This is a genomic window from Polaribacter sp. 2305UL8-11, assembly GCF_058147165.1.
Genome location: NZ_JBYVJW010000008.1, coordinates 56,388 through 76,117, shown reverse-complemented (window position 1 = coordinate 76,117; position 19,730 = coordinate 56,388). Strand labels below are relative to the sequence as shown.

Here is a 19,730-nt window from a genome sequence, read left to right as displayed (position 1 = left end):
ATGAAATTATTTGTTGATGGTTATTTATTAAATAAGGAACATCAAGGAACCAAAACCTATATTAGAGAGCTTTATAAAGAATATGCCCAACAAAACCCAAGTGATTTAATATTTATTGGTTGTTTTAAAGATTTAAAAATTGAAAAAGAATTTTCAGAATTTAAAAACATACAATTTATTTATTTTAAACAAAGAAGTAGAGTTTTAAGAATGTTTTTCGAAATCCCTATAATGATTTCCAAGAATAAATTTGACTTTGCTCATTTTCAATATGTTATTCCTTTTATTAAATCAAAAAAATGTAAATATATTGTAACTATTCATGATATTTTATTTAATGATTTTAAAAATTACTTTTCTTTTACATATAGGTTAAAAAGAAATTTTTTGTTTAAATATAGTGCTATTAATAGCGATTTTTTGATAACTGTATCTAAGTATTCAAAAGAAAGAATAAAAGAATATTATAAACTTAAAGCAAAAGATATTTTAATTACACCTAATGGAGTTAACAAAAATTTTTTTATAAATTATAATAAACAAGAATTTGTTGAATATATAGAAAATAAATATAAAATTAAAAACTATATATTATATGTAAGTAGAATTGAGCCTAGAAAAAATCAGCAGGCTTTATTAAAAGTATTTTTAGAAATAAACAACAAAGAAATTCAATTAGTATTTATAGGCGTAAAATCTATAGAAAATGAAATATTTGATAATACTCTTGATAAGTTAAGTAATAAGCAAAAAAAGAGAATTCATATTCTTAAAAATATTTCAGATGAAGATTTATTGAGTTTTTACAAGGCAGCTAAAGTTTTTGTTTATCCTACTTTTGCAGAAGGTTTTGGAATTCCGCCATTAGAAGCTGCTGCATTAAAAATACCAGTTCTTACAAACAATAAAACAGCTATGAAAGATTTTATTTTTTTCTACCCATATTTTATAGATGTAAATGATAGTAATTTATTTTTAGAAAAGTTAAATACTATTTTAGATAAAGGAAATGACTCAAAGTTAAATGATATTCAAGAAATTATTAAAGAAAAATATAGTTGGTATAACTCAGCAAAGCTTTTAAAATCAATTTTAAAACACAAATAATCTTTTTACTTGATAAAGAGATAAAAAATGACTCAAAATAATAAGTTCTAACAATAGAACAGTATCTTAGCCTTTCATTTATATTAGAAAAAAGTTTAGTTCAAAAACTTTTATAGTTTGTTAAAAATAAATATTAATAAAACTTATTTTGCTCTACTCTTGTGGGCTTTAATTTCAATTTCAATATTTGAAATTCATTATCTGTTATATATAATTACAATTGCTTTTTATTTTTCTAAGGTATCCAAAAAACTTATTGAACTTATTAGTTTTCTTATGGCTATAATTTGTGTATCTATAATAGCATCTATATTTAATGAGTATTTGATATATAATTGGATAAAGGATTTGTCTTATTTTTCTAGACCAATTTTGGCAATTTTAGCAGGTTATTTAATTTCTAGAAAAATAAACGATTTCGAAGTTATAATTAAAATTATTGTTTTTATCTCTTTATTGTTTGCTGTTCAGCATATTTTTAATGTATTTCTATTTACCAATTTTAATACTGCTTCTGTTAGTGATATTAGAAGAATTGGAGGTATTTCTAATGAAATTGAAGTTTTTGCTATTGTTATGCTTATCATTTCAAAAAAGAATAACGATATAAACATAATAAAGAATAGGCTATTAAAAAGAATAACTTTTTTAATATTTACACTTTCCTTTTTGCTATACCTGTCTAGAACTATGATTGTTACATTTACGATATTATTATTAGCTTCTTATGGATATTTAAAGTTAACTAGAAAGTCAATTAAATACGGTATTTTAGTTTTAACAGTGTTTAGTCTTTTTTACGTTTATTTATTTAGTAGAGAGTTTGAAAGAGGAAAACCTGGGATAGAATCTTTTTTATATAAAATGAAAATTGCACCAGCAGAAATTTTTTCTCCAAATAAAAAGTTAGATACTAAAAATCATGCTAATTTATGGGACCATTGGAGAGCTTACGAAGCAAGTATGGCAATATCCCAAATAACTACACCTACAAACTATTTTATAGGTAAAGGCTTTGGCTCTCTAGTAGATTTAAAATTTGCAGCTCCATTAGGAATTAAGAAAATAAGATATATTCCAGTTTTACATAATGGTTATGTAACACTGTTTTTTAAATCAGGATTTATCGGAGTAATTATATATCTATTTTTTCTAATTTCATTGTATTTATTTTGTTATACTAAAAAAAAATCATCAATTCAAAAATTATCATTTAATTTAATTGCAGGTCTATCAATACATTATTTATTTAGCTCTTTAATTGTAACTGGGATTTATAATAATATGGAACCTTATGCCTTTATTTTAGGGGTGCTGTTATATTCTATAAATTTTAATAATAATAAATTGATTGAGAAATGAAAATAGGAATTATAGGAACTAGAGGTATTCCAAATCATTATGGAGGTTTTGAGCAGTTTGCAGAGTATTTAGCAGTTTATTTAGTTCAAAATAATTGTGAGGTATATGTTTATAATTCTTCAAACCATCCATATAAAAAAACTAATTTTAAAGGAGTAAACATCATCCATTGCAAAGATCCAGAAGATAAAATGGGTACTATTGGTCAATTTATCTATGATAAGAATTGTATTTTAGACACAAAAAAAAGAAATTTAGATATCATTTTACAATTAGGTTACACAAGTAGCTCTATTTGGTCTTTTTTATTTCCTAAAAAACCACTTATAATTACCAATATGGATGGTTTAGAATGGAAAAGAAGTAAATACACTTTTTTTGTCAGGAAGTTTTTATTATTTGCAGAAAGATTAGCTGCAAAACATAGCGATTATTTAGTTTCTGATTCTGAAGGAATAAAAAAATATATAGATAATAAATATAAAAAGAATTCTAAATTTATTGCTTATGGCAGTAAAATTTCTGCTGATGTTGATGAGAATACATTAAAGAAATTTAATGTAGAAAAGTTAAGCTACAACATGCTAATAGCAAGAATAGAACCAGAAAACAACGTAGAAACTATTTTAGATGGTGTAGCAAAAAGTAAATCAAAAATTCCTTTTTTAGTAGTAGGAAATTATGAAAGTAATAATTTTGGAAAAAAACTCAAAGAAAAATTTCTTGGTAATAAAGAAATAATTTTTCTTGGTAGTATCTATAATAAGAGTGAGTTGAATTCCTTAAGGTTTTTTTGTAACTTATACTTTCATGGTCATTCTGTTGGAGGTACAAATCCGTCTTTATTAGAAGCCATGGGTTCAAGTAGCCTAATAATAGCACACAATAATATCTTTAACAAAGCAGTTCTTAAAGAAAATGCTTATTATTTTTATGACTCTGAAGACGTTAGTTTTTATTTAAATTCTAAGAGTAAAGAAAAAGAGAATCTTAAAATTGAAAATAACAAAAGAAAAATAAATAACGAGTACGATATTAATAAAATAAATGGTAGCTATCTTTCCTATTTTAAAGAATGTCTTTCAAAAAATAAAAAAATATAAAACTACAGAGGTATTTTTAATACTTATATTGGTTTCTATTTTAGGAAGATTTGCAGTTAACAGTATCTCTATTTTTTTATTTTTTTTATTTTCTGTTTATGAGTTTATGGTATCTAAAAAGAAAATGTATTTTAATAAAGTTGCTATAACTTTAATATCTATATACTTTTTATCTTTACTTTCCTTAATGTGGACGAATAACTTAGAAAACACAAAAAATGGGATCGTCCGTTTTTTACCTTATTTGGCTATTCCTTTAATTTTTATTTTTTTATCAAAAAAACAAATTAATAAGGAGAAAATCCTAGTTTTTTTTTCTAACTTTTTAGTCTTGTGTGGCATTTATTGTGTTTTTTATGGTGTTGTTTTAGCATTAAAAAATAATGATATAACTTATTTGTTTTATCATAAGCTCAGTAATAATTTAAACAATATAAATGCAATTTATTTATCTGTTTTTGTAAGTTTTGCATTAAGCTTTTTTCTTAGAGAAAAGAATAAATCAAAATTAGATTTATTTAAATTAGTTTTATTAAGTTTCTTTTTAATATTATTATCTTCTAAGATTGTTATCTCAATAACAATTTTAACTTCTTTTTTTTATTTCTTAAAAAAAAGAAAATTTAAAAAAATAAGTTTAAAGACTTTTATTTTAATATCTATTATTACTATTTTATTTATTGCGGCTTTTAGTAATTTATCTAAAAGAATACAAATAGAGTTTGAGAAAACAAAAATTAATGAAGTTTTAAATAAAAAAGATTTTGGGCATGTATATCTTTGGACTGGCTTTGGTCTTAGAACTTTTCAGACCAAAGTATTTATAGAAATTTTACAAGAAAATAAATATATTTATTTATTGGGGTCTGGTTTAGATAATTCCCAAACTAATTTAAATAATAAATACAAAGAATATAATTTATATCCTGGTTTCTTAAATTATAACTATCACAACCAATATATTCAAATTTTTTCAGAATTAGGTGTTTTTGGTTTAGTATTGTTGTTACTTGTTTTTAGTTTAATTTTTAGAGAAGCAATTATTAATAAAAATAATTTTTTATTATCCTTTATAATTCTAATATTAGTGGTCTGTATTACAGAATCATTTTTATGGAGACAAAGAGGAATGGTTTTTTTTATAACTATTTCCTTATTATTAATTAAAAGAAATAAATACTGTATTTGAAAGAGAAGAAATCCATACTAATTAGACCGCTAATTATCATTATAGATTTATTGTTAATTAATATTATTGTTTTTTTTCTTTCAGATAAAGAAAACTTAAATATATCACTATTAATATATATATCTATTTTTTGGTTATTTATTTCTTATTATACAAAATATTATAACGTATATAGATACACACATGTAAGTAGACTAGTAACTCTTTTAATATCTCAATTCTTTATATTTTCTTTAGCGTATCTTAGTTATTTTAGTGTATTTAAAGAAGGTATTGTTGTTAGTAAGCAATCTATAGTTTTTACAGTAATATTTTGTTCAGTAACTTTTATTAAATTCTTAATTTTTTACCTTTTGAAAAAATACAGATCAGAAGGAAAAAACTTTAGAAATATTGTGCTTTTAGGAGAAATAGGTTCTGCTAAAAAATTAAATGATTTATTTCATCAAAAAAACGATTTAGGTTATAGATTTTATGGCTTTTTTTCAGATAAAGCATATAAGTCTAAACATTATTTAGGTTCTTCAGACTTAGCTTTTAAATATATTATAGACAATAATATTGATGAAATCTATTGCGACCCAGCTAAAATAAGTCCAAAAAAATTAATAGAAATAACAAAATTCTCAGAACAAAACCAGCTAGATTTAAGACTTTTACCAGAAAATAAAGCAATTTATAGCAAAGACTTTATTTTGGAATACTTTGGTACAATACCCATTTTAAAACCAAAACCCCTGCCTTTTGAAAAAATAGAAACACATATTTTAAAAAGGTTTTTTGATGTTTTATTCTCTTTAATAATTTGTTTGTTAATATTATCTTGGTTGTTACCAATACTTTGGGTTATTGTAAAAACAGATTCAAAGGGTACTTTCTTTTTTAAACAAAAAAGAGATGGTATAGATGGGAAACAATTTTATTGTTATAAAATAAGATCTATGAAAGAAAATTTAGATGCAGATATAGTTTCAGCTTCTAAAAATGATAAACGAGTAACTAAAATAGGAGCATTTTTAAGAAAAACAAGCTTAGACGAACTACCACAATTTTTTAATGTTTTATTAGGAGATATGAGTATAGTGGGACCAAGACCACATATTAACATACAAACAAAAAAATATACTAAAGAAATAGATAATTATTTAGTTAGAAACTCTGTAAAACCTGGTATTACTGGCTTAGCTCAAATTAGTGGTTTTAGAGGTGAAGTCAAAAATAAATCGGATATAGAAAACAGAGTTCGATTAGATATTTTTTACATAGAAAATTGGTCGTTTTTTTTGGATATCAAAATTATAGCTCAAACTTTTTTTAATATTTTCTCAAAGGAAGAAAAAGCCTATTAAATGAAAGATAAAATTATTATTACTGGTTCAATAGTCTTATTTAAAGAGAATTTATCAGATTTGCATAAGGCTATAGATTGCTTTTTAAATATATCTTTTGATAAAAAGTTATATTTAATAGATAACACACCTACAAAATTCTTTGAGTACGTTTTTGTTGATGATAAAATAGAATACATACCAGTAGAAGAGAATATTGGATTTGGTTCTGCACACAATAAGGTTACTAGTAAAATTAAACAAACCTCAAACTATCATCTAATATTGAATCCAGACGTATCTTTTCAACCTAAAATTATTACAACTTTAATTAATGAATTAGAAAAAGATAAAAAAGTAGCAATGATTGCTCCTAAAGTCCTATTTCCTAATGGTAAACACCAATATTCCTGTAGAAGATATCCATCTGTTTCAGAACTTTTAGCGAGGAGATTTGCCTTTTTAAAACCACTTTTTAAAAAAGAAATATTTAAAGGAACTTACAGAGATAAAAATTTAAATGAAGCATTTTACGCAGAATATATAACAGGTTGTTTTCATCTCTATAATACCAATGATTTTATTAAACTTCAGGGGTTTGACGAGCGTTACTTTTTGTATATGGAAGATGTAGATATCTGTAAAAAAATTGATCAATTAGGTAAAAAGAAACTCTATTATCCAAAAGAAGAGATAACACATGTTTTAAAACAAGGATCATCAAAAAATTTAAAACTTTTTTTTAGACATACTTCTTCTGCAATAAAATATTTTTTGAAGTGGGGAATTTAGTTTCGTCGAGAATTTAAAATATATTTGCATTTACAACAACACAACATAACAAACAATGAACATTCTTATTTTAGGTTCTGGAGGTAGAGAACACGCTTTTGCATTAAAATTATCAGAAAGTAATAAAGTAAATCAACTATTTGTAGCTCCTGGAAATGCAGGTACAGAAAAAATTGCAACAAACATTAATATAAATCCAATAGGCTTTAATGCAATTAAAAAAACGGTGTTAGAAAATAACATTAAAATGGTTGTTGTTGGACCAGAAGCACCTTTAGTAGCTGGCGTTCATGATTTCTTTTTAGCTGATGAAGATTTGAGAAATATTCCTGTAATTGGACCAAAAAAAGATGGAGCATTATTAGAAGGAAGCAAAGATTTTTCGAAAAAATTTATGCAAAAACACGGAGTTCCTACTGCTAGATATCAATCTTTTACAAAAGAAAACCTAAAAGATGGTTTTTCTTTTTTAGAAACTCTTGAGCCTCCTTATGTTTTAAAAGCAGATGGTTTAGCAGCTGGAAAAGGGGTGTTAATTCTTTTTTCTTTAGAAGAAGCAAAAGCAGAGTTAGAGGAAATGGTTTCAAACAAAAAATTTGGTGAAGCCTCTACAACAGTGGTAATAGAAGAGTTTTTAAAAGGAATAGAATTGTCTGTATTTGTTTTAACAGATGGTAAGAATTATAAAATCTTGCCTTCTGCCAAAGACTATAAAAGAATTGGAGAAGGAGATACTGGTTTAAATACGGGTGGAATGGGAGCCATTTCTCCTGTACCATTTGCAGACGATGCTTTTTTAGATAAAGTGGAAAAATTGGTGGTAAAACCAACCATTGCTGGTCTGCAAAAAGACGGAATAGACTACAGAGGTTTTATCTTTATTGGATTAATGAACGATAATGGGAATCCATCTGTAGTAGAATATAATGTTAGAATGGGAGACCCAGAAACGGAAGTCGTTTTACCTAGAATAACTTCAGATTTGTTTGATTTGTTTGATGGAGTTGCCAATCAGAATTTAGATGAAAAAAGTTTTGTTGTTACTCCAAAAACGGCAACTACAGTCATGTTAGTTTCTGGTGGATACCCTGAATCTTATGAAAAAAATAAAGAAATAACTGGGTTCGAAACTGTTAATGAATCTACCGTTTTTCATGCAGGTACAACCATAAAAAACAACCAAGTTGTAACCAATGGAGGTAGAGTTATGGCAGTTACTTCTTTTGGTGATACTATTGAAGAAGCTTTGGCAAAATCGTACAGAAGTATTGATAAAATTTCTTTCGATAAAATGAATTATAGAAAAGATATTGGTTTTGATTTAACATAATGAAAGGTAAAATAATTGTTGCACCATTAAATTGGGGGTTAGGTCATTCTTCTAGATGTGTGCCAATTATAAATGCTTTGTTAGAAAATAATTTTACGCCAATAATTGCTTCCGATGGCAATTCGCTTGCTTTTTTACAAAAAGAATTTCCAGATTTAGAAAGTTTAGAATTACCTTCTTACAACATTAGTTATGGTAAAAATTTAAAACTGAACTTACTTATTCAGGCACCAAAAATTTTAGCTGCTGTAAAAAAGGAGCAAAAAATAATTGAAGCTTTTATAAGTGAAAATAAAGATATTATTGGTATTATTTCTGATAATAGATTTGGAGTAAGAAGTACTCAAATCACTTCTATTTATATTACTCATCAATTAAAAGTGCTTTCTGGTTTTACCAGTTTTATAACCAGTTATATACATCAAAAAATTATAAATAAGTTTGATGAATGCTGGATTCCAGACACTAAAAATGCTGAGTTTTCAGGAGAACTATCATCAACTAAAAAAATAAAAAAAAGAAAATATATTGGGGTTTTAAGCAGATTTAAAAAAGAAAATTTAAATACTAATATTGATGTTTTAATGCTACTTTCTGGACCTGAGCCTAACAGAACCTTTCTTGAGAAAAAATTGAAGAAAGAATTTTTAAAATCCGATAAAAATGTTGTTTTAATTCAAGGTAAAGTAGAAAAGCAACAAAAAAAATCGATAGAAAAGAATATTACTGTTTTTAATTTTATGCTTACTAATGAATTGCAAAAAACAATAAATCTATCTAAAATTGTGGTTTGTAGAAGTGGATATTCATCTATTATGGATTTGGCTGTTCTAGAGAAAAAGGTTTTTTTGATTCCAACTAAAAATCAAAATGAACAAGAGTATTTAGCCAACTATTTATCGCAAAAAAATATGGCTCCTTTTTGTAATGAAGTAGATTTTACAGTAGATAAATTATCAGAAATAGAAAACTATAAAGGTTTAAAATCAATAGAAACAAAAATAAACTCAGACTTATTTAGCCTTTTCTAGCGTAAAAGAAAATTCAGATCCTTCTCTGTAAACACTTTTTAAAAGAATTTTTTCATTATGTGCTTCTACAATATGTTTTACAATTGATAAACCTAAGCCAGAACCTCCTTGCTCTCTAGATCTACTTTGATCTACTCTATAAAAACGTTCGAATAAACGCGAGAGATGTTGTTGTTTTACTCCCTCTCCATTATCAATAACCTTTACAATAAATTTTTTGTCATTGTAAGAATCAACTCCAACAAATGTAGTTCCATTTGGTTTACCATATTTAATAGAGTTTACCACTAAATTTATAAGAACTTGCTCAATTTTTTCTATATCTGCTCTTACAAAAACTGGGAACTCATAAATTTTATCAAATTTTAAAGTAATGTTTCTTTTCTTTGCCTTCATTTCGAACAAATCAAAAACATTTTGAATCAATTCAAGAATATTAAAAACCTCCTTATTTAGTTTCATACCCTCGGTTTCTAATTTAGCAATCATATCTAAATCTTTAATAACTGCCACCAATCTTTCTACACCTTTGTTAGCTCTATCTAGATATTTTGTTCTAATTTGTTTGTCGTTTACAGCACCTTCTAATAAGGTTAAAATATAACCTTGAACCGTAAATAAAGGTGTTTTAAGTTCGTGAGCTACGTTTCCTAAAAAATCTCTTCTAAAAGAATCTCTTTCTGTTAAGCTTTTTATTTCTAGTCTTTTTCCTTCAACAAATTTTTGCATTTGTTTAGACAGAATTTCAATATCTGTGGTTACAGACTCACTTTTTAAATCGTTTACATCTAAAATAGAAATATCTTTATAAATCTTTTTTAAACGCCTATAAATAAAATGTTCTGCTCTGTACTGAATGATAAAAAAGGAAATGATAAAAAGAACAATTATAGAAATAATTACTGCACTTATGCCTAAGTGTTCTACAATAAAAAAATAAGAAATTGTAGCTATAACAACAGATAATAGAGTAAGATATACTGCTGACCAAAGTGCGTAAGAGTAAGTTTTTTTAAATTTCATTTAAGCAAATTTATTTATCTGCTCCTTCTAAAACAAATTTATAGCCAACCCCTTTTACAGTTTTAAAATGATCGTCTCCTATTTTTTCTCTAAGTTTTCTAATATGAACATCTATAGTTCTACCACCAACAACAACCTCATTGCCCCAAACAGTGTCTAAAATAATTTCTCTTTTAAATACTTTTCCTGGTTTAGAAGTTAGTAGAGAAAATAATTCAAATTCTTTTCTTGGTAGCGAAATTTTATTACCAGCTTTATAAACTACATACTCATCTCTATCTATAACAATATCTCCAATTGTAAAGGTTTCATCTACTTGTTTTTCCGATTTTAACCTTCTTAGTAAAGATTTTACTTTGCTAACTAAAACTTTTGGTTTAATTGGTTTTGTAATATAGTCATCTGCACCTGCTTCAAAACCAGCAACTTGTGAGTAATCTTCTCCTCTAGCTGTTAAGAATGATATGATAACATTTTCTAAAGATTTTACTTTTCTAATTTTTTCACAAGCTTCAATTCCGTCCATTTCTGGCATCATAATATCTAATAAAATTAAATGCGGAATATTCTTTTTAGCAGATTTAATAGCTTCTTGGCCATTTTTTGCAGTAAAAACTTGATAACCTTCACTTTTTAAATTGTAACCCACAATTTCTAAAATGTCTGGTTCATCATCAACCAATAAAATTTTAATATCACTTTTATTCATAATTGAATTTGTATATACAATGAAAATCAAAAATAGCGATTATTATGCAACCTTTTTAATTACTTAACAATCATTTAATCTATGGTATTTAACTTAACATTAAAATAACAATAGTAAAAATATATAAATAACTGTTTAAAAACTAGTTATATATATTTAACGATTAATTAATGTCTACAATACAAGTAGAAAAGTGAAATATTTTATATATTTACAAAACAAATTTTTTAAACAAATATTATATGAAAAAAAATTACTTTTTTACTTTATTACTAACCCTATGTTTTAGTTTTTTATCTCTTGGGCAAGATTTAATTATTACAGGAGTTATTGATGGACCGTTAAGTGGAGGAACTCCTAAAGCACTAGAGCTTTATGTTGTAAACAATATTGCAGATTTAAGTATATATGGAATAGAAAGTGTTACAAACGGTAACCCTTCTGGAGGAGCAGCAGAGTATACTTTTCCTGCAGATGCTGTTAATGCAGGTACTTTTATTTATGTTTCCTCACCAGGTAATAACTCCACTGGATTTAAAGATTTTTTAGGATTTGATCCTACATATGAAAATGGGGTTTTATCAGTTAATGGAGATGATCCAATTTTATTGTATAAGAATGGAACAGCTGTTGATGCTTTTGGTGCAGTTGGAACTGATGGAACAAATCAGCCTTGGGAATATTTAGATGGATGGGCATACAGAAAAGATGGAAAATCTTCTACTACTACTTTTGACCCTGCTGATTGGAATTTTAGTGGGAAAAATTCCTTAGATGGAGAAACTACTAATGCAACTGCTAGTTCTCCTTTTCCTGCTAAATCATATAAAACTACAGCATCTACATCTCCTTCATTAACTATATCTTCCCCAAAAGATGGAGCTACAGTTTCAGCAACAACGACTGTAAGCCTTTTAATAGGAGTTAATAACTTTAATGTTGCAGCTAGTGGTACAGGTGATGGTTACATTAAATGGAAAATTAATGGAGTAGCTCAACCAGATAAATTTAATGTAGATGACGAAACAATAACTGTTGCACCAGGGAATTCTTACACAATATTTATGGAACTTGTAGATAATTCAGGAAACCCTATTGTACCTAATGTAACAGATACAGTAATGTTTTCTGTAAGTTTACCTTGTAATTTACAGTTAGGAGCAATAAATACAACTTGTAATGCTTTAACAACAGGAACAGATGGTTATAGTGGTAGTATTGCTTTTAATGATGGAAATACTGGAGTAACATATACAATTACAGCTCCAGCAGGAGTAACTGTAGGAGGAGATAATCCTAGTACAACTTCATCAGGTACAATTACTTTTACAGGAATGACAGAAGGTACAAATACTGAAATTAAGATTGTTGGAGACGCAACTAGTTCTTGCGACTTTACAAGAACACTTTTCAGTCCAAACTGTATTCCTTTTCCAATTGAAGAAACATTTAACTATACTGCAGGTAGTACATTGATTTCTAGTAATGATTGGCAAGATGCTTCTACTGCTAGTACTCCAAATGATATTAGCATATTTACTAATGATGATGGTGCTGGAAATCCAATTTTGGGGAACTATTATAATTCTAATCAATTTCCTGATCCAACAGGTGGTTTTGTAAAACTTTCAGGTTCAGGTAGTGATCCTTATAGGTCTTTTACAGATACAAATAGCGGAACCATTTATGCATCATTTTTATTTCAAGTAACAAATATGGATAATTTTAAATCCAATGCTAATGGAGGTTATTTTGTAGTTCTTGGAGAACCTGGAGGCTCTTTTAGAACTAGACTTTGGTTAAAAGATATAACTGCAGGTGGTTTAAATGAAGGTTTGACTTACCAAATTGGTATAAGTGCAAATGGAACAGCAAGCAAAGTTGTGTATCCAAGAAATATTTCTGCAAATATTGCAGAACCAGTTTTTGTTGTAATAGCTTATGATTTTACTGCAGATTCAGCAAGATTATGGATTAACCCAGATGCAGCATCTTTTGGAACAGATACACCACCTTCAATGACAGCATCTTCTCTAGTTTCAGGTAATGATGTGCCAAGTTCTTTAGGAAGGTTTATCTTAAGACAAGATAGTTCTTCTGAAACGCCTAGTATAGATTTTGATGAGTTACGTATTGGTACTAAATGGTCTCAAGTAGCACCTAGTGGAGCAACAGCTTCTTTAGGTAATAATTCTATTTTAGGTTTTGCAACTTATCCAAACCCTGTTACAAATAATAATTTCACAATTTCTAGTAATAGTACAAGCGAAAAACAAATTTCAATTTTTAATGTTTTGGGTAAAAACGTATTAACTACCCGTTTTTCAGGAAATAAGCAGAATATAGATGTTGCTGGAATAAATGCAGGAATCTACATTTTAAAAGTTACTGAAAATGGTAAAACTGCAACAAAAAAATTAGTAATTAGATAGTATTTTTAAATACTACCAATCAAAATATTTTGAAAGCTCTGAAGTAAATTCGGAGCTTTTTTTATTTTTTTACTATCTTTAAATCAAGAAAAAGAAAATGTATTGCCATGAACTTAAGTGTAAAAATGAATGATATCCTTTTTTTGGATATAGAAACTGTGCCTCAAAAAGAAAATTGGAATCAAACCTCAAAAGAAACTCAAGAACTTTTTAGTAAAAAAACTCAATACCAAAGAAAAGAAGATTACACAGCAGAAGAATTTTACGAACGTGCAGGAATTTGGGCAGAATTCGGAAAAATAATCTGTATTTCTGTTGGCTATTTTGTTGATGTTGAAAAGAAAAAACAATTAAGAATTACTTCGTTTTTTGGTGATGATGAGCACAAAATTCTTACAGATTTTAAAGTTCTATTAGACAAACATTTTGCAAAAAAAAGTAATATTCTTTGCGCTCATAATGGAAAAGAATTCGATTTCCCATTCATTGCAAGAAGAATGATAATTCATCAAATAGAATTGCCTAAAAAATTGAATTTATTTGGTAAAAAACCTTGGGAAGTTCCACATTTAGATACCTTAGAACTTTGGAAATTATAAACATTATACATCACTTAAATTATTAACATCTATTTTAGGAATTCCATCACCAAAAGATGATATTGATGGGAGTGAAGTTGCCAAAGTATATTACCAAGAAAAAAACATAGAAAGAATTGTTACTTATTGCGAAAAAGATACAATTGCAGTCGCGCAAATTTTATTACGATTCAACAATCAAGAATTACTAAGAGAAGAAAACATTGTTAGGGTTTAATCTTCTAACTTCATAGAAAGTTCTAACCAACGTTCTTCCTTTTGTTCTAAAGTATCAATAATTTCCTGTAATTCTTCAGATTTTTTTGCAATGTCATCTGGCTCTATTTCTACGTTTAAAAATTGTTTTTCTATTTTCAATTTCTTTTTTTGTAGCCTCTCTATTTCTACTTCCAAAGCACCAAATTCTCTTTTTTCATTAAAACTTAAAGTATATGTTGTCTTTTTCTTTTCAACTTTTTCAACAACCTTTTCCTTTTTATCTTCTTTGGGTGCAGAACTATCATAAGCTCTAAAATCAGAGTAGTTTCCAGGAAAGTTTTCAACAACTCCATTGCCTCTAAAAACAAAAAGAGCATCTACAATTTTGTCCATAAAATAACGATCGTGAGAAACTACGATTAAGTTTCCTGGATAATCTAACAAGAAATTTTCCAATACATTTAAGGTAACCACATCTAAATCGTTAGTGGGTTCATCTAAAATCAAAAAATTAGGATTCTGAATTAAAACAGCACACAAATACAAACGTTTTTGCTCTCCTCCAGACAATTTTTCAACAAAATCGTATTGTTTCTTTTTATCAAACAAAAATCGTTCTAATAATTGTGAAGCAGAGATTCTTCTACCTTTTGTCAGAGGAATTTCTTCTCCAAATTCTTTAACAACCTCTATTACTTTTTGCCCTTCTTTTATTTCTATTCCTGCTTGTGTATAATATCCGAATTTTACAGTTTCACCTAAAATTACTTTTCCAGCATCTACAGGAGCAGTTTGGGTAATAATGTTTAAAAAAGAAGATTTGCCTGTTCCGTTTTTTCCAATAATTCCAATACGTTCTCCACGTTTAAAAACATAATCAAAACCATCTAAAATCTTTAAATCTCCAAAAGATTTATACACTTTATGAAGCTCTAAAATTTTGCTTCCTAAACGTTCCATGTTAATTTCTAACTGAACTTGATGATCTTTTCTACGTTGATGCGCTTTTTCTTTAATTTGATAAAAGTCGTCAATTCTTGATTTTGATTTTGTAGTTCTTGCTTTGGGTTGCTTTCGCATCCATTCTAATTCTTTTTTAAACAAACTTTTAGCTTTGCCTAAATTGGTTGCTTCTAAAGCTAATCGCTCTTCTTTATTCTGTAAATAATATGAATAATTACCTTTGTATTTGTATATTTTTCCTTCGTCTAATTCTAAAATTTCATTACACACGCGTTCTAAAAAATAACGATCGTGAGTAACCATAAAAAGGGTTATTTTTTCTTTAGCAAAAAAAGCTTCTAACCATTCTATCATTTCTAAATCAAGATGATTGGTAGGTTCATCTAGTATTAGTAAATCTGGTTTGTTAATTAAAACAATAGCTAAAGAAAGGCGTTTTTTTTGTCCTCCAGAGAGTTTTCCAACTTTAAGGGTTAAGTCTTCTAATTTTAATTTTGATAGAATTTGTTTGTATTGCGTTTCAAAATCCCAAGCATTATATTGCTCCATCTGCTCAAAAGCAATTTGATAAGCATCTGCATCATCAGGGTTTTTTAAGGCCTTTTCATATTGGTTTACAATGGATAATATTTTGTTATCAGTTGCAAAAATGGTTTCTTCAATCGTTAAATCTGGATTTATGTCATCTTTTTGCGCTAAATAAGCAATAGAAATCCCTTTTCTACTAACAACTTGCCCAGAATCTGGTACATCTAAACCAGCAATTATATTTAAAATAGATGTTTTTCCACTTCCATTTTTGGCAACAAAAGCTACTTTTTGGTCTTTGTTTATTCCAAAAGAAATGTCTTCAAATAATATACGTTCTCCATAAGCTTTAGAGATATTTTCTACTGATAAATAATTCACTATTGTATTTTTTACAAAGAAACAAAAAACCCAAGTGTTAACTTGAGTTTTTGTAATCATTTAATTATTAAGATAATTTTTTAATTGAATAAGACTAAAAGTAGGCCTTAATCTATTTATTAAGACCTACTATTGTTAACTAAATAAAAATTACTTTTTAATAATTTTAGTTTTTATTGATTTCTGACCATCATAAACTTCTAAAAGATAAATACCAGATTTAAAAGTCGAAACATTAATGTTGTTTTTGTTTAAACTTCCTTTTTTAACAACTTGTCCTAGCATATTTAAAATTTTGTAAGTTAAATTGTCTGCTTTAGAGTTTAATTTAACTTGAATAAAGTTTTCTGCAGGGTTTGGAAAAGCAACTAAATCTAAAACTTGCTTATTTGTAATTCTTTCTCCTGTAGCACTAGCAAAAATAGTATTTAAATTAGAAGAAGAAGAGGTAATATTTACGGTATAATCTTCTACTTCACCATCTCCAAAAGACTCACAAGAAGTTGATGCAGCATTGTATTTCATAGAAACACGCATTCTTGTTTGACCTAAAGTTGCATTAGAAGGAATTGTAATGTTTGCAGTTCTGTTTCCTGAACTACTAGAATTACCAGTAACGATTTTTTCTCCACTATCTGTAAAGTCTCCATCATTATTATAATCAATCCAAACTGTAAAATGCTCATTATAAGCTGTACTTGCAAAACCAGCACTTACTACCAATTGATTTACACTTCCTCTAGCAACATTCGCAACTTTTGATGTAAAATCTCCATAACCTCCATTTGCGCCAGTAGAATTTGTCATACCACCAAAAGATACATAATCTATCCATTCATAAGTAACTCTAGATCCTTTAGATGCACAGTAAGAAACCGCATTTTGTAAAGTGGTAACATTTACAACATTACTAGAAGTAGATACATTACCAGCAGCATCTTTTGCTTTTACAGAAAAAGAATATGCTGTTGCAGCTGTTAATCCAGTAATATTAACAGAAGTGTTTGCAGTACTTCCTAATTTTGTGGCTCCTTGGTAAACATCATATCCAGTAACTGCAACATTATCTGTAGATGCAGACCAATTTAAAGTTAAAGTAGTTTGTGCAACATTAGAAGTAACTAAACTGCTTGGTGCAGTTGGTGGAGTTGTGTCTGCAGTTGTAGCAGTAACATTTATTGTATAATCTTCTACTTCACCATCAAAATTTGTTAAACAAGAAGTTGGGTTTGCATTATATCTTGCAGATACTCTCATTCTAGTATTCCCTAATTTTGCATTAGAAGGAATTGAAATTGCTTTTACTGGTAGAGCACCATTAGATACGTTACTTATATTTCCTAAATCGTAAGCTTCTCCACTATCTGTAAAATCGCCATCTTGATTCCAGTCTATCCAAGCAAAAGCATCTACTCTATAATTACCATCAGTGTTTACACTTACAGTAAGGTTTTCTGATGCAGATTGATTTACTGTAGTACTTAAACTTGTAAAATCTTCATAACCTACATTTTTTGCAGGTCCATCTGCATTATTTATGCTACCAAATACAACTCTTGTTATTCCTGTTGCATAAGAGGTGTTTCCAGTTGATGTACAGTAACTTACCTGAACAGCAGGAGTTGTAAAGTTTATAGAGGAACTATAATTAGAATTTCCGCTAGCACATTTGCTTCTTACTTGAACCTCGTAAGTAGTTGAAGCTGCTAAACCATTTAATACTGTAGAAGTTGTTGTAACAGCATTTGTAGTCCAAGAAGATGAAGATATTGCTTTATATCTAACATCATAAGTTGCATTTGTTACAGCAGACCAATTTATAGATGCGCTTGAAGAAGTAACATTAGTACTACCAACTCCTGTTGGAACTGTTGCATTACAAACTATTGGAGCTCCAGTAATTCCTGTTACAATTAAAGAATAATTTTGACTACCTCCTGTTAAAGTTCCTTTGTGAGTAACTGTAATTGTATATGTTCCTGATGCATTTGCAACATCTACTCTTTCAAAAGGATCTACGTTATTATCTCTTTTTGCATTTGTAGTTGCTCCAGTTAATTCATAAGGTAAATATGTAGTGCCAGATTTAGAAACTCTAATGTCTAAATCGTTTACTAAAACTGGTGTAGTAGAATTAACAGTTGTATTTGCTGTACCTGGTCTATCTGTCCAAGAAATAGAAGCTAATAAAGGACTAGTTCCATCAGAATCTACATTAATAGTGTATGATTGACCAGAGGTTAATGTTAATTCTTCTATTTTAGCTTGATTTCCTTTTTTAGTAATAGTTTCAGCAGCTTTTTTGGTATTTAACAATCCCCAGCCAAAAACTGCATCTGGACCATTTACACCAGCATCATCTGCAGTATGTAAAGCCAAACCTTTTAAAGTAGCAGCTTTCATAAAGCTATTGTTATTTAAATTTTTATAGTGTTGTTGTAGCAATAATAAAGAACCTGTAACATTTGGAGATGCCATTGATGTACCAGTAATAGAATTGTATGCTGTATCACTACTTGCATAAGTAGAGTATACTCCTGTTCCATTACCAGTAATATCTGGTTTAATTCTAAAATCATCTGTAGGACCTTCACTACTTGAACTATTAATAGAAACAGAAACTAAATTTCCGTTTGCATCAATATTTGCATCTTGTGCATTTGCAACCACTAAGTTGTTTTTAGAAGTAGAGTGCCCTGTTAATTTGTCAAAACCTGCTCCTCCTGTAGGATTATTGTTAGCAGTATTATCATTTCCATCATTACCAGCAGCAACAACCATTAAATAGTTTGGAGCGTTAAACATGATGTTATCCCAATCTCTAGAAGTAGTAATGTAACCACCAAAATAATGTTGTGGTATTTGTACTTGTCCTTGTTGGTTTCTAGTTGCAAATCCATAAGAATGATTCGAAACTAACATTCCGTTTGAAGCTGCTGTAGTAGCTTCTGCAGTATCACTATTCCAATCACTACCTCTTACTTTAGAGTGTGGAGCCATACCTTTAGCATTTGGTTGAACTCCAGAAGCCATAATAGTTCCAGTTACATGGGCAGCATGAAAGTTTAAAGAAGAACTTCCATCATATACAGAAAAACGATTATTACCTCCAGAACCATCATATTCTTGATGAGAAGCTCTAGCAATACCACCATCCCAAACATAAGCAGTCATTCCTTGTCCCATTAAGTTTAAACCTAATGATCCTCCTGAGTGTAAATGATTTGTTCTAGTAGATTTTGCTGCATCAACATTAAAGGTTGTATAATAAATAGGTTTTCCGTTAACAACTTTTTGTAACTCTAATAAACGACCGTCTTTTGTAGAAAATTTAGTCTTCCAACCTTTTTGTTTTGCAATTTTTAAAGCTTCTTTTTTTTCTGAAGCGCTTCTTTTTTGAAAACTTTTTTTTAGGGTTTCAAGTTTTTCAAGATCATATTCTTGAAGTATTTCTTCTTTTTGTCTTTCATTTTGCGCATTTGTCTGAAAAGTAAATCCGAGGAAACCTCCAATAAGCAAAAGTCTAATTAATAAGTACTTGTGTTTCATTCTTTTTTAATGATTTAAGTTAATAATAGATTAAATTAAAATTTCAAAAATTTTAATAAATAATTGTAAAAGATTTATTTTTTAGTTAAAATTTCATAAATATTTA

At 27.9% G+C, this 19,730-nt stretch carries 13 protein-coding genes and 1 pseudogene; 10 read left to right on the top strand and 4 right to left on the bottom strand.

The window, feature by feature from the left end; all coding sequences use genetic code 11:
• From ACY2RW_RS09040 to ACY2RW_RS09005, 8 genes are all read left to right on the top strand, one after another.
• Positions 1 to 1,107, top strand: a complete 1,107-nt coding sequence (locus ACY2RW_RS09040) for a glycosyltransferase family 4 protein (protein ID WP_490122396.1) — start codon at positions 1 to 3, stop codon at positions 1,105 to 1,107.
• Between the two features lie 276 nt (positions 1,108 to 1,383).
• Positions 1,384 to 2,469: a hypothetical protein gene (locus tag ACY2RW_RS09035; protein WP_490122395.1), complete on the top strand. Its 1,086-nt coding sequence runs from the start codon at positions 1,384 to 1,386 to the stop codon at positions 2,467 to 2,469.
• The gene (locus ACY2RW_RS09030) at positions 2,466 to 3,572 is read left to right on the top strand and encodes a DUF1972 domain-containing protein (protein WP_490122394.1); all 1,107 of its coding nucleotides are present in this window, start codon (positions 2,466 to 2,468) and stop codon (positions 3,570 to 3,572) included. Before ACY2RW_RS09035 ends, ACY2RW_RS09030 begins: the two co-directional genes overlap by 4 nt.
• A 124-nt stretch (positions 3,573 to 3,696) precedes the next feature.
• A complete protein-coding gene (locus ACY2RW_RS09025; protein WP_490122393.1) occupies positions 3,697 to 4,761 on the top strand; it encodes an O-antigen ligase family protein in 1,065 nt (354 codons plus the stop codon).
• The gene (locus ACY2RW_RS09020; protein WP_490122392.1) at positions 4,758 to 6,110 is read left to right on the top strand and encodes an exopolysaccharide biosynthesis polyprenyl glycosylphosphotransferase; all 1,353 of its coding nucleotides are present in this window, start codon (positions 4,758 to 4,760) and stop codon (positions 6,108 to 6,110) included. The genes ACY2RW_RS09025 and ACY2RW_RS09020 overlap by 4 nt, the downstream gene beginning before the upstream one ends.
• Entirely contained in the window at positions 6,111 to 6,881 is a 771-nt protein-coding gene (locus ACY2RW_RS09015; RefSeq protein ID WP_490122391.1) for a glycosyltransferase, read from the top strand.
• 55 nt (positions 6,882 to 6,936) lie between these two features.
• The gene (purD, locus tag ACY2RW_RS09010; RefSeq protein ID WP_490122390.1) at positions 6,937 to 8,211 is read left to right on the top strand and encodes a phosphoribosylamine--glycine ligase; all 1,275 of its coding nucleotides are present in this window, start codon (positions 6,937 to 6,939) and stop codon (positions 8,209 to 8,211) included.
• Positions 8,211 to 9,242: a glycosyltransferase gene (locus ACY2RW_RS09005; RefSeq protein ID WP_490122389.1), complete on the top strand. Its 1,032-nt coding sequence runs from the start codon at positions 8,211 to 8,213 to the stop codon at positions 9,240 to 9,242. The genes purD and ACY2RW_RS09005 overlap by 1 nt, the downstream gene beginning before the upstream one ends.
• Here the strand turns inward: ACY2RW_RS09005 and ACY2RW_RS09000 are convergent.
• A complete protein-coding gene (locus tag ACY2RW_RS09000; RefSeq protein ID WP_490122388.1) occupies positions 9,225 to 10,265 on the bottom strand; it encodes a sensor histidine kinase in 1,041 nt (346 codons plus the stop codon). The two genes, ACY2RW_RS09005 and ACY2RW_RS09000, sit on opposite strands and share 18 nt — an antisense overlap.
• 10 nt (positions 10,266 to 10,275) lie before the next feature.
• Positions 10,276 to 10,974 (bottom strand): response regulator, encoded by a 699-nt coding sequence (locus ACY2RW_RS08995; protein ID WP_490122387.1) that lies wholly within the window; start codon positions 10,972 to 10,974, stop codon positions 10,276 to 10,278.
• Between the two features lie 242 nt (positions 10,975 to 11,216).
• On the opposite strand from ACY2RW_RS08995, the gene ACY2RW_RS08990 reads away from it, so the two are divergent.
• The gene (locus ACY2RW_RS08990; protein WP_490122386.1) at positions 11,217 to 13,406 is read left to right on the top strand and encodes a T9SS type A sorting domain-containing protein; all 2,190 of its coding nucleotides are present in this window, start codon (positions 11,217 to 11,219) and stop codon (positions 13,404 to 13,406) included.
• Positions 13,407 to 13,513: 107 nt separating this feature from the next.
• Positions 13,514 to 14,222: pseudogene (locus ACY2RW_RS08985) on the top strand (3'-5' exonuclease).
• Here ACY2RW_RS08985 and ACY2RW_RS08980 read toward each other — a convergent pair.
• Together ACY2RW_RS08980 and ACY2RW_RS08975 are read right to left on the bottom strand one after the other, a co-directional pair.
• On the bottom strand, positions 14,219 to 16,075 hold the full coding sequence (locus ACY2RW_RS08980) for an ABC-F family ATP-binding cassette domain-containing protein (protein ID WP_490122385.1): 1,857 nt from the start codon (positions 16,073 to 16,075) through the stop codon (positions 14,219 to 14,221). The pseudogene ACY2RW_RS08985 and the gene ACY2RW_RS08980 overlap by 4 nt on opposite strands.
• A gap of 150 nt (positions 16,076 to 16,225) precedes the next feature.
• Positions 16,226 to 19,624: a GEVED domain-containing protein gene (locus ACY2RW_RS08975; RefSeq protein ID WP_490122384.1), complete on the bottom strand. Its 3,399-nt coding sequence runs from the start codon at positions 19,622 to 19,624 to the stop codon at positions 16,226 to 16,228.
• Between the last annotated feature and the right edge of the window lie 106 nt (positions 19,625 to 19,730).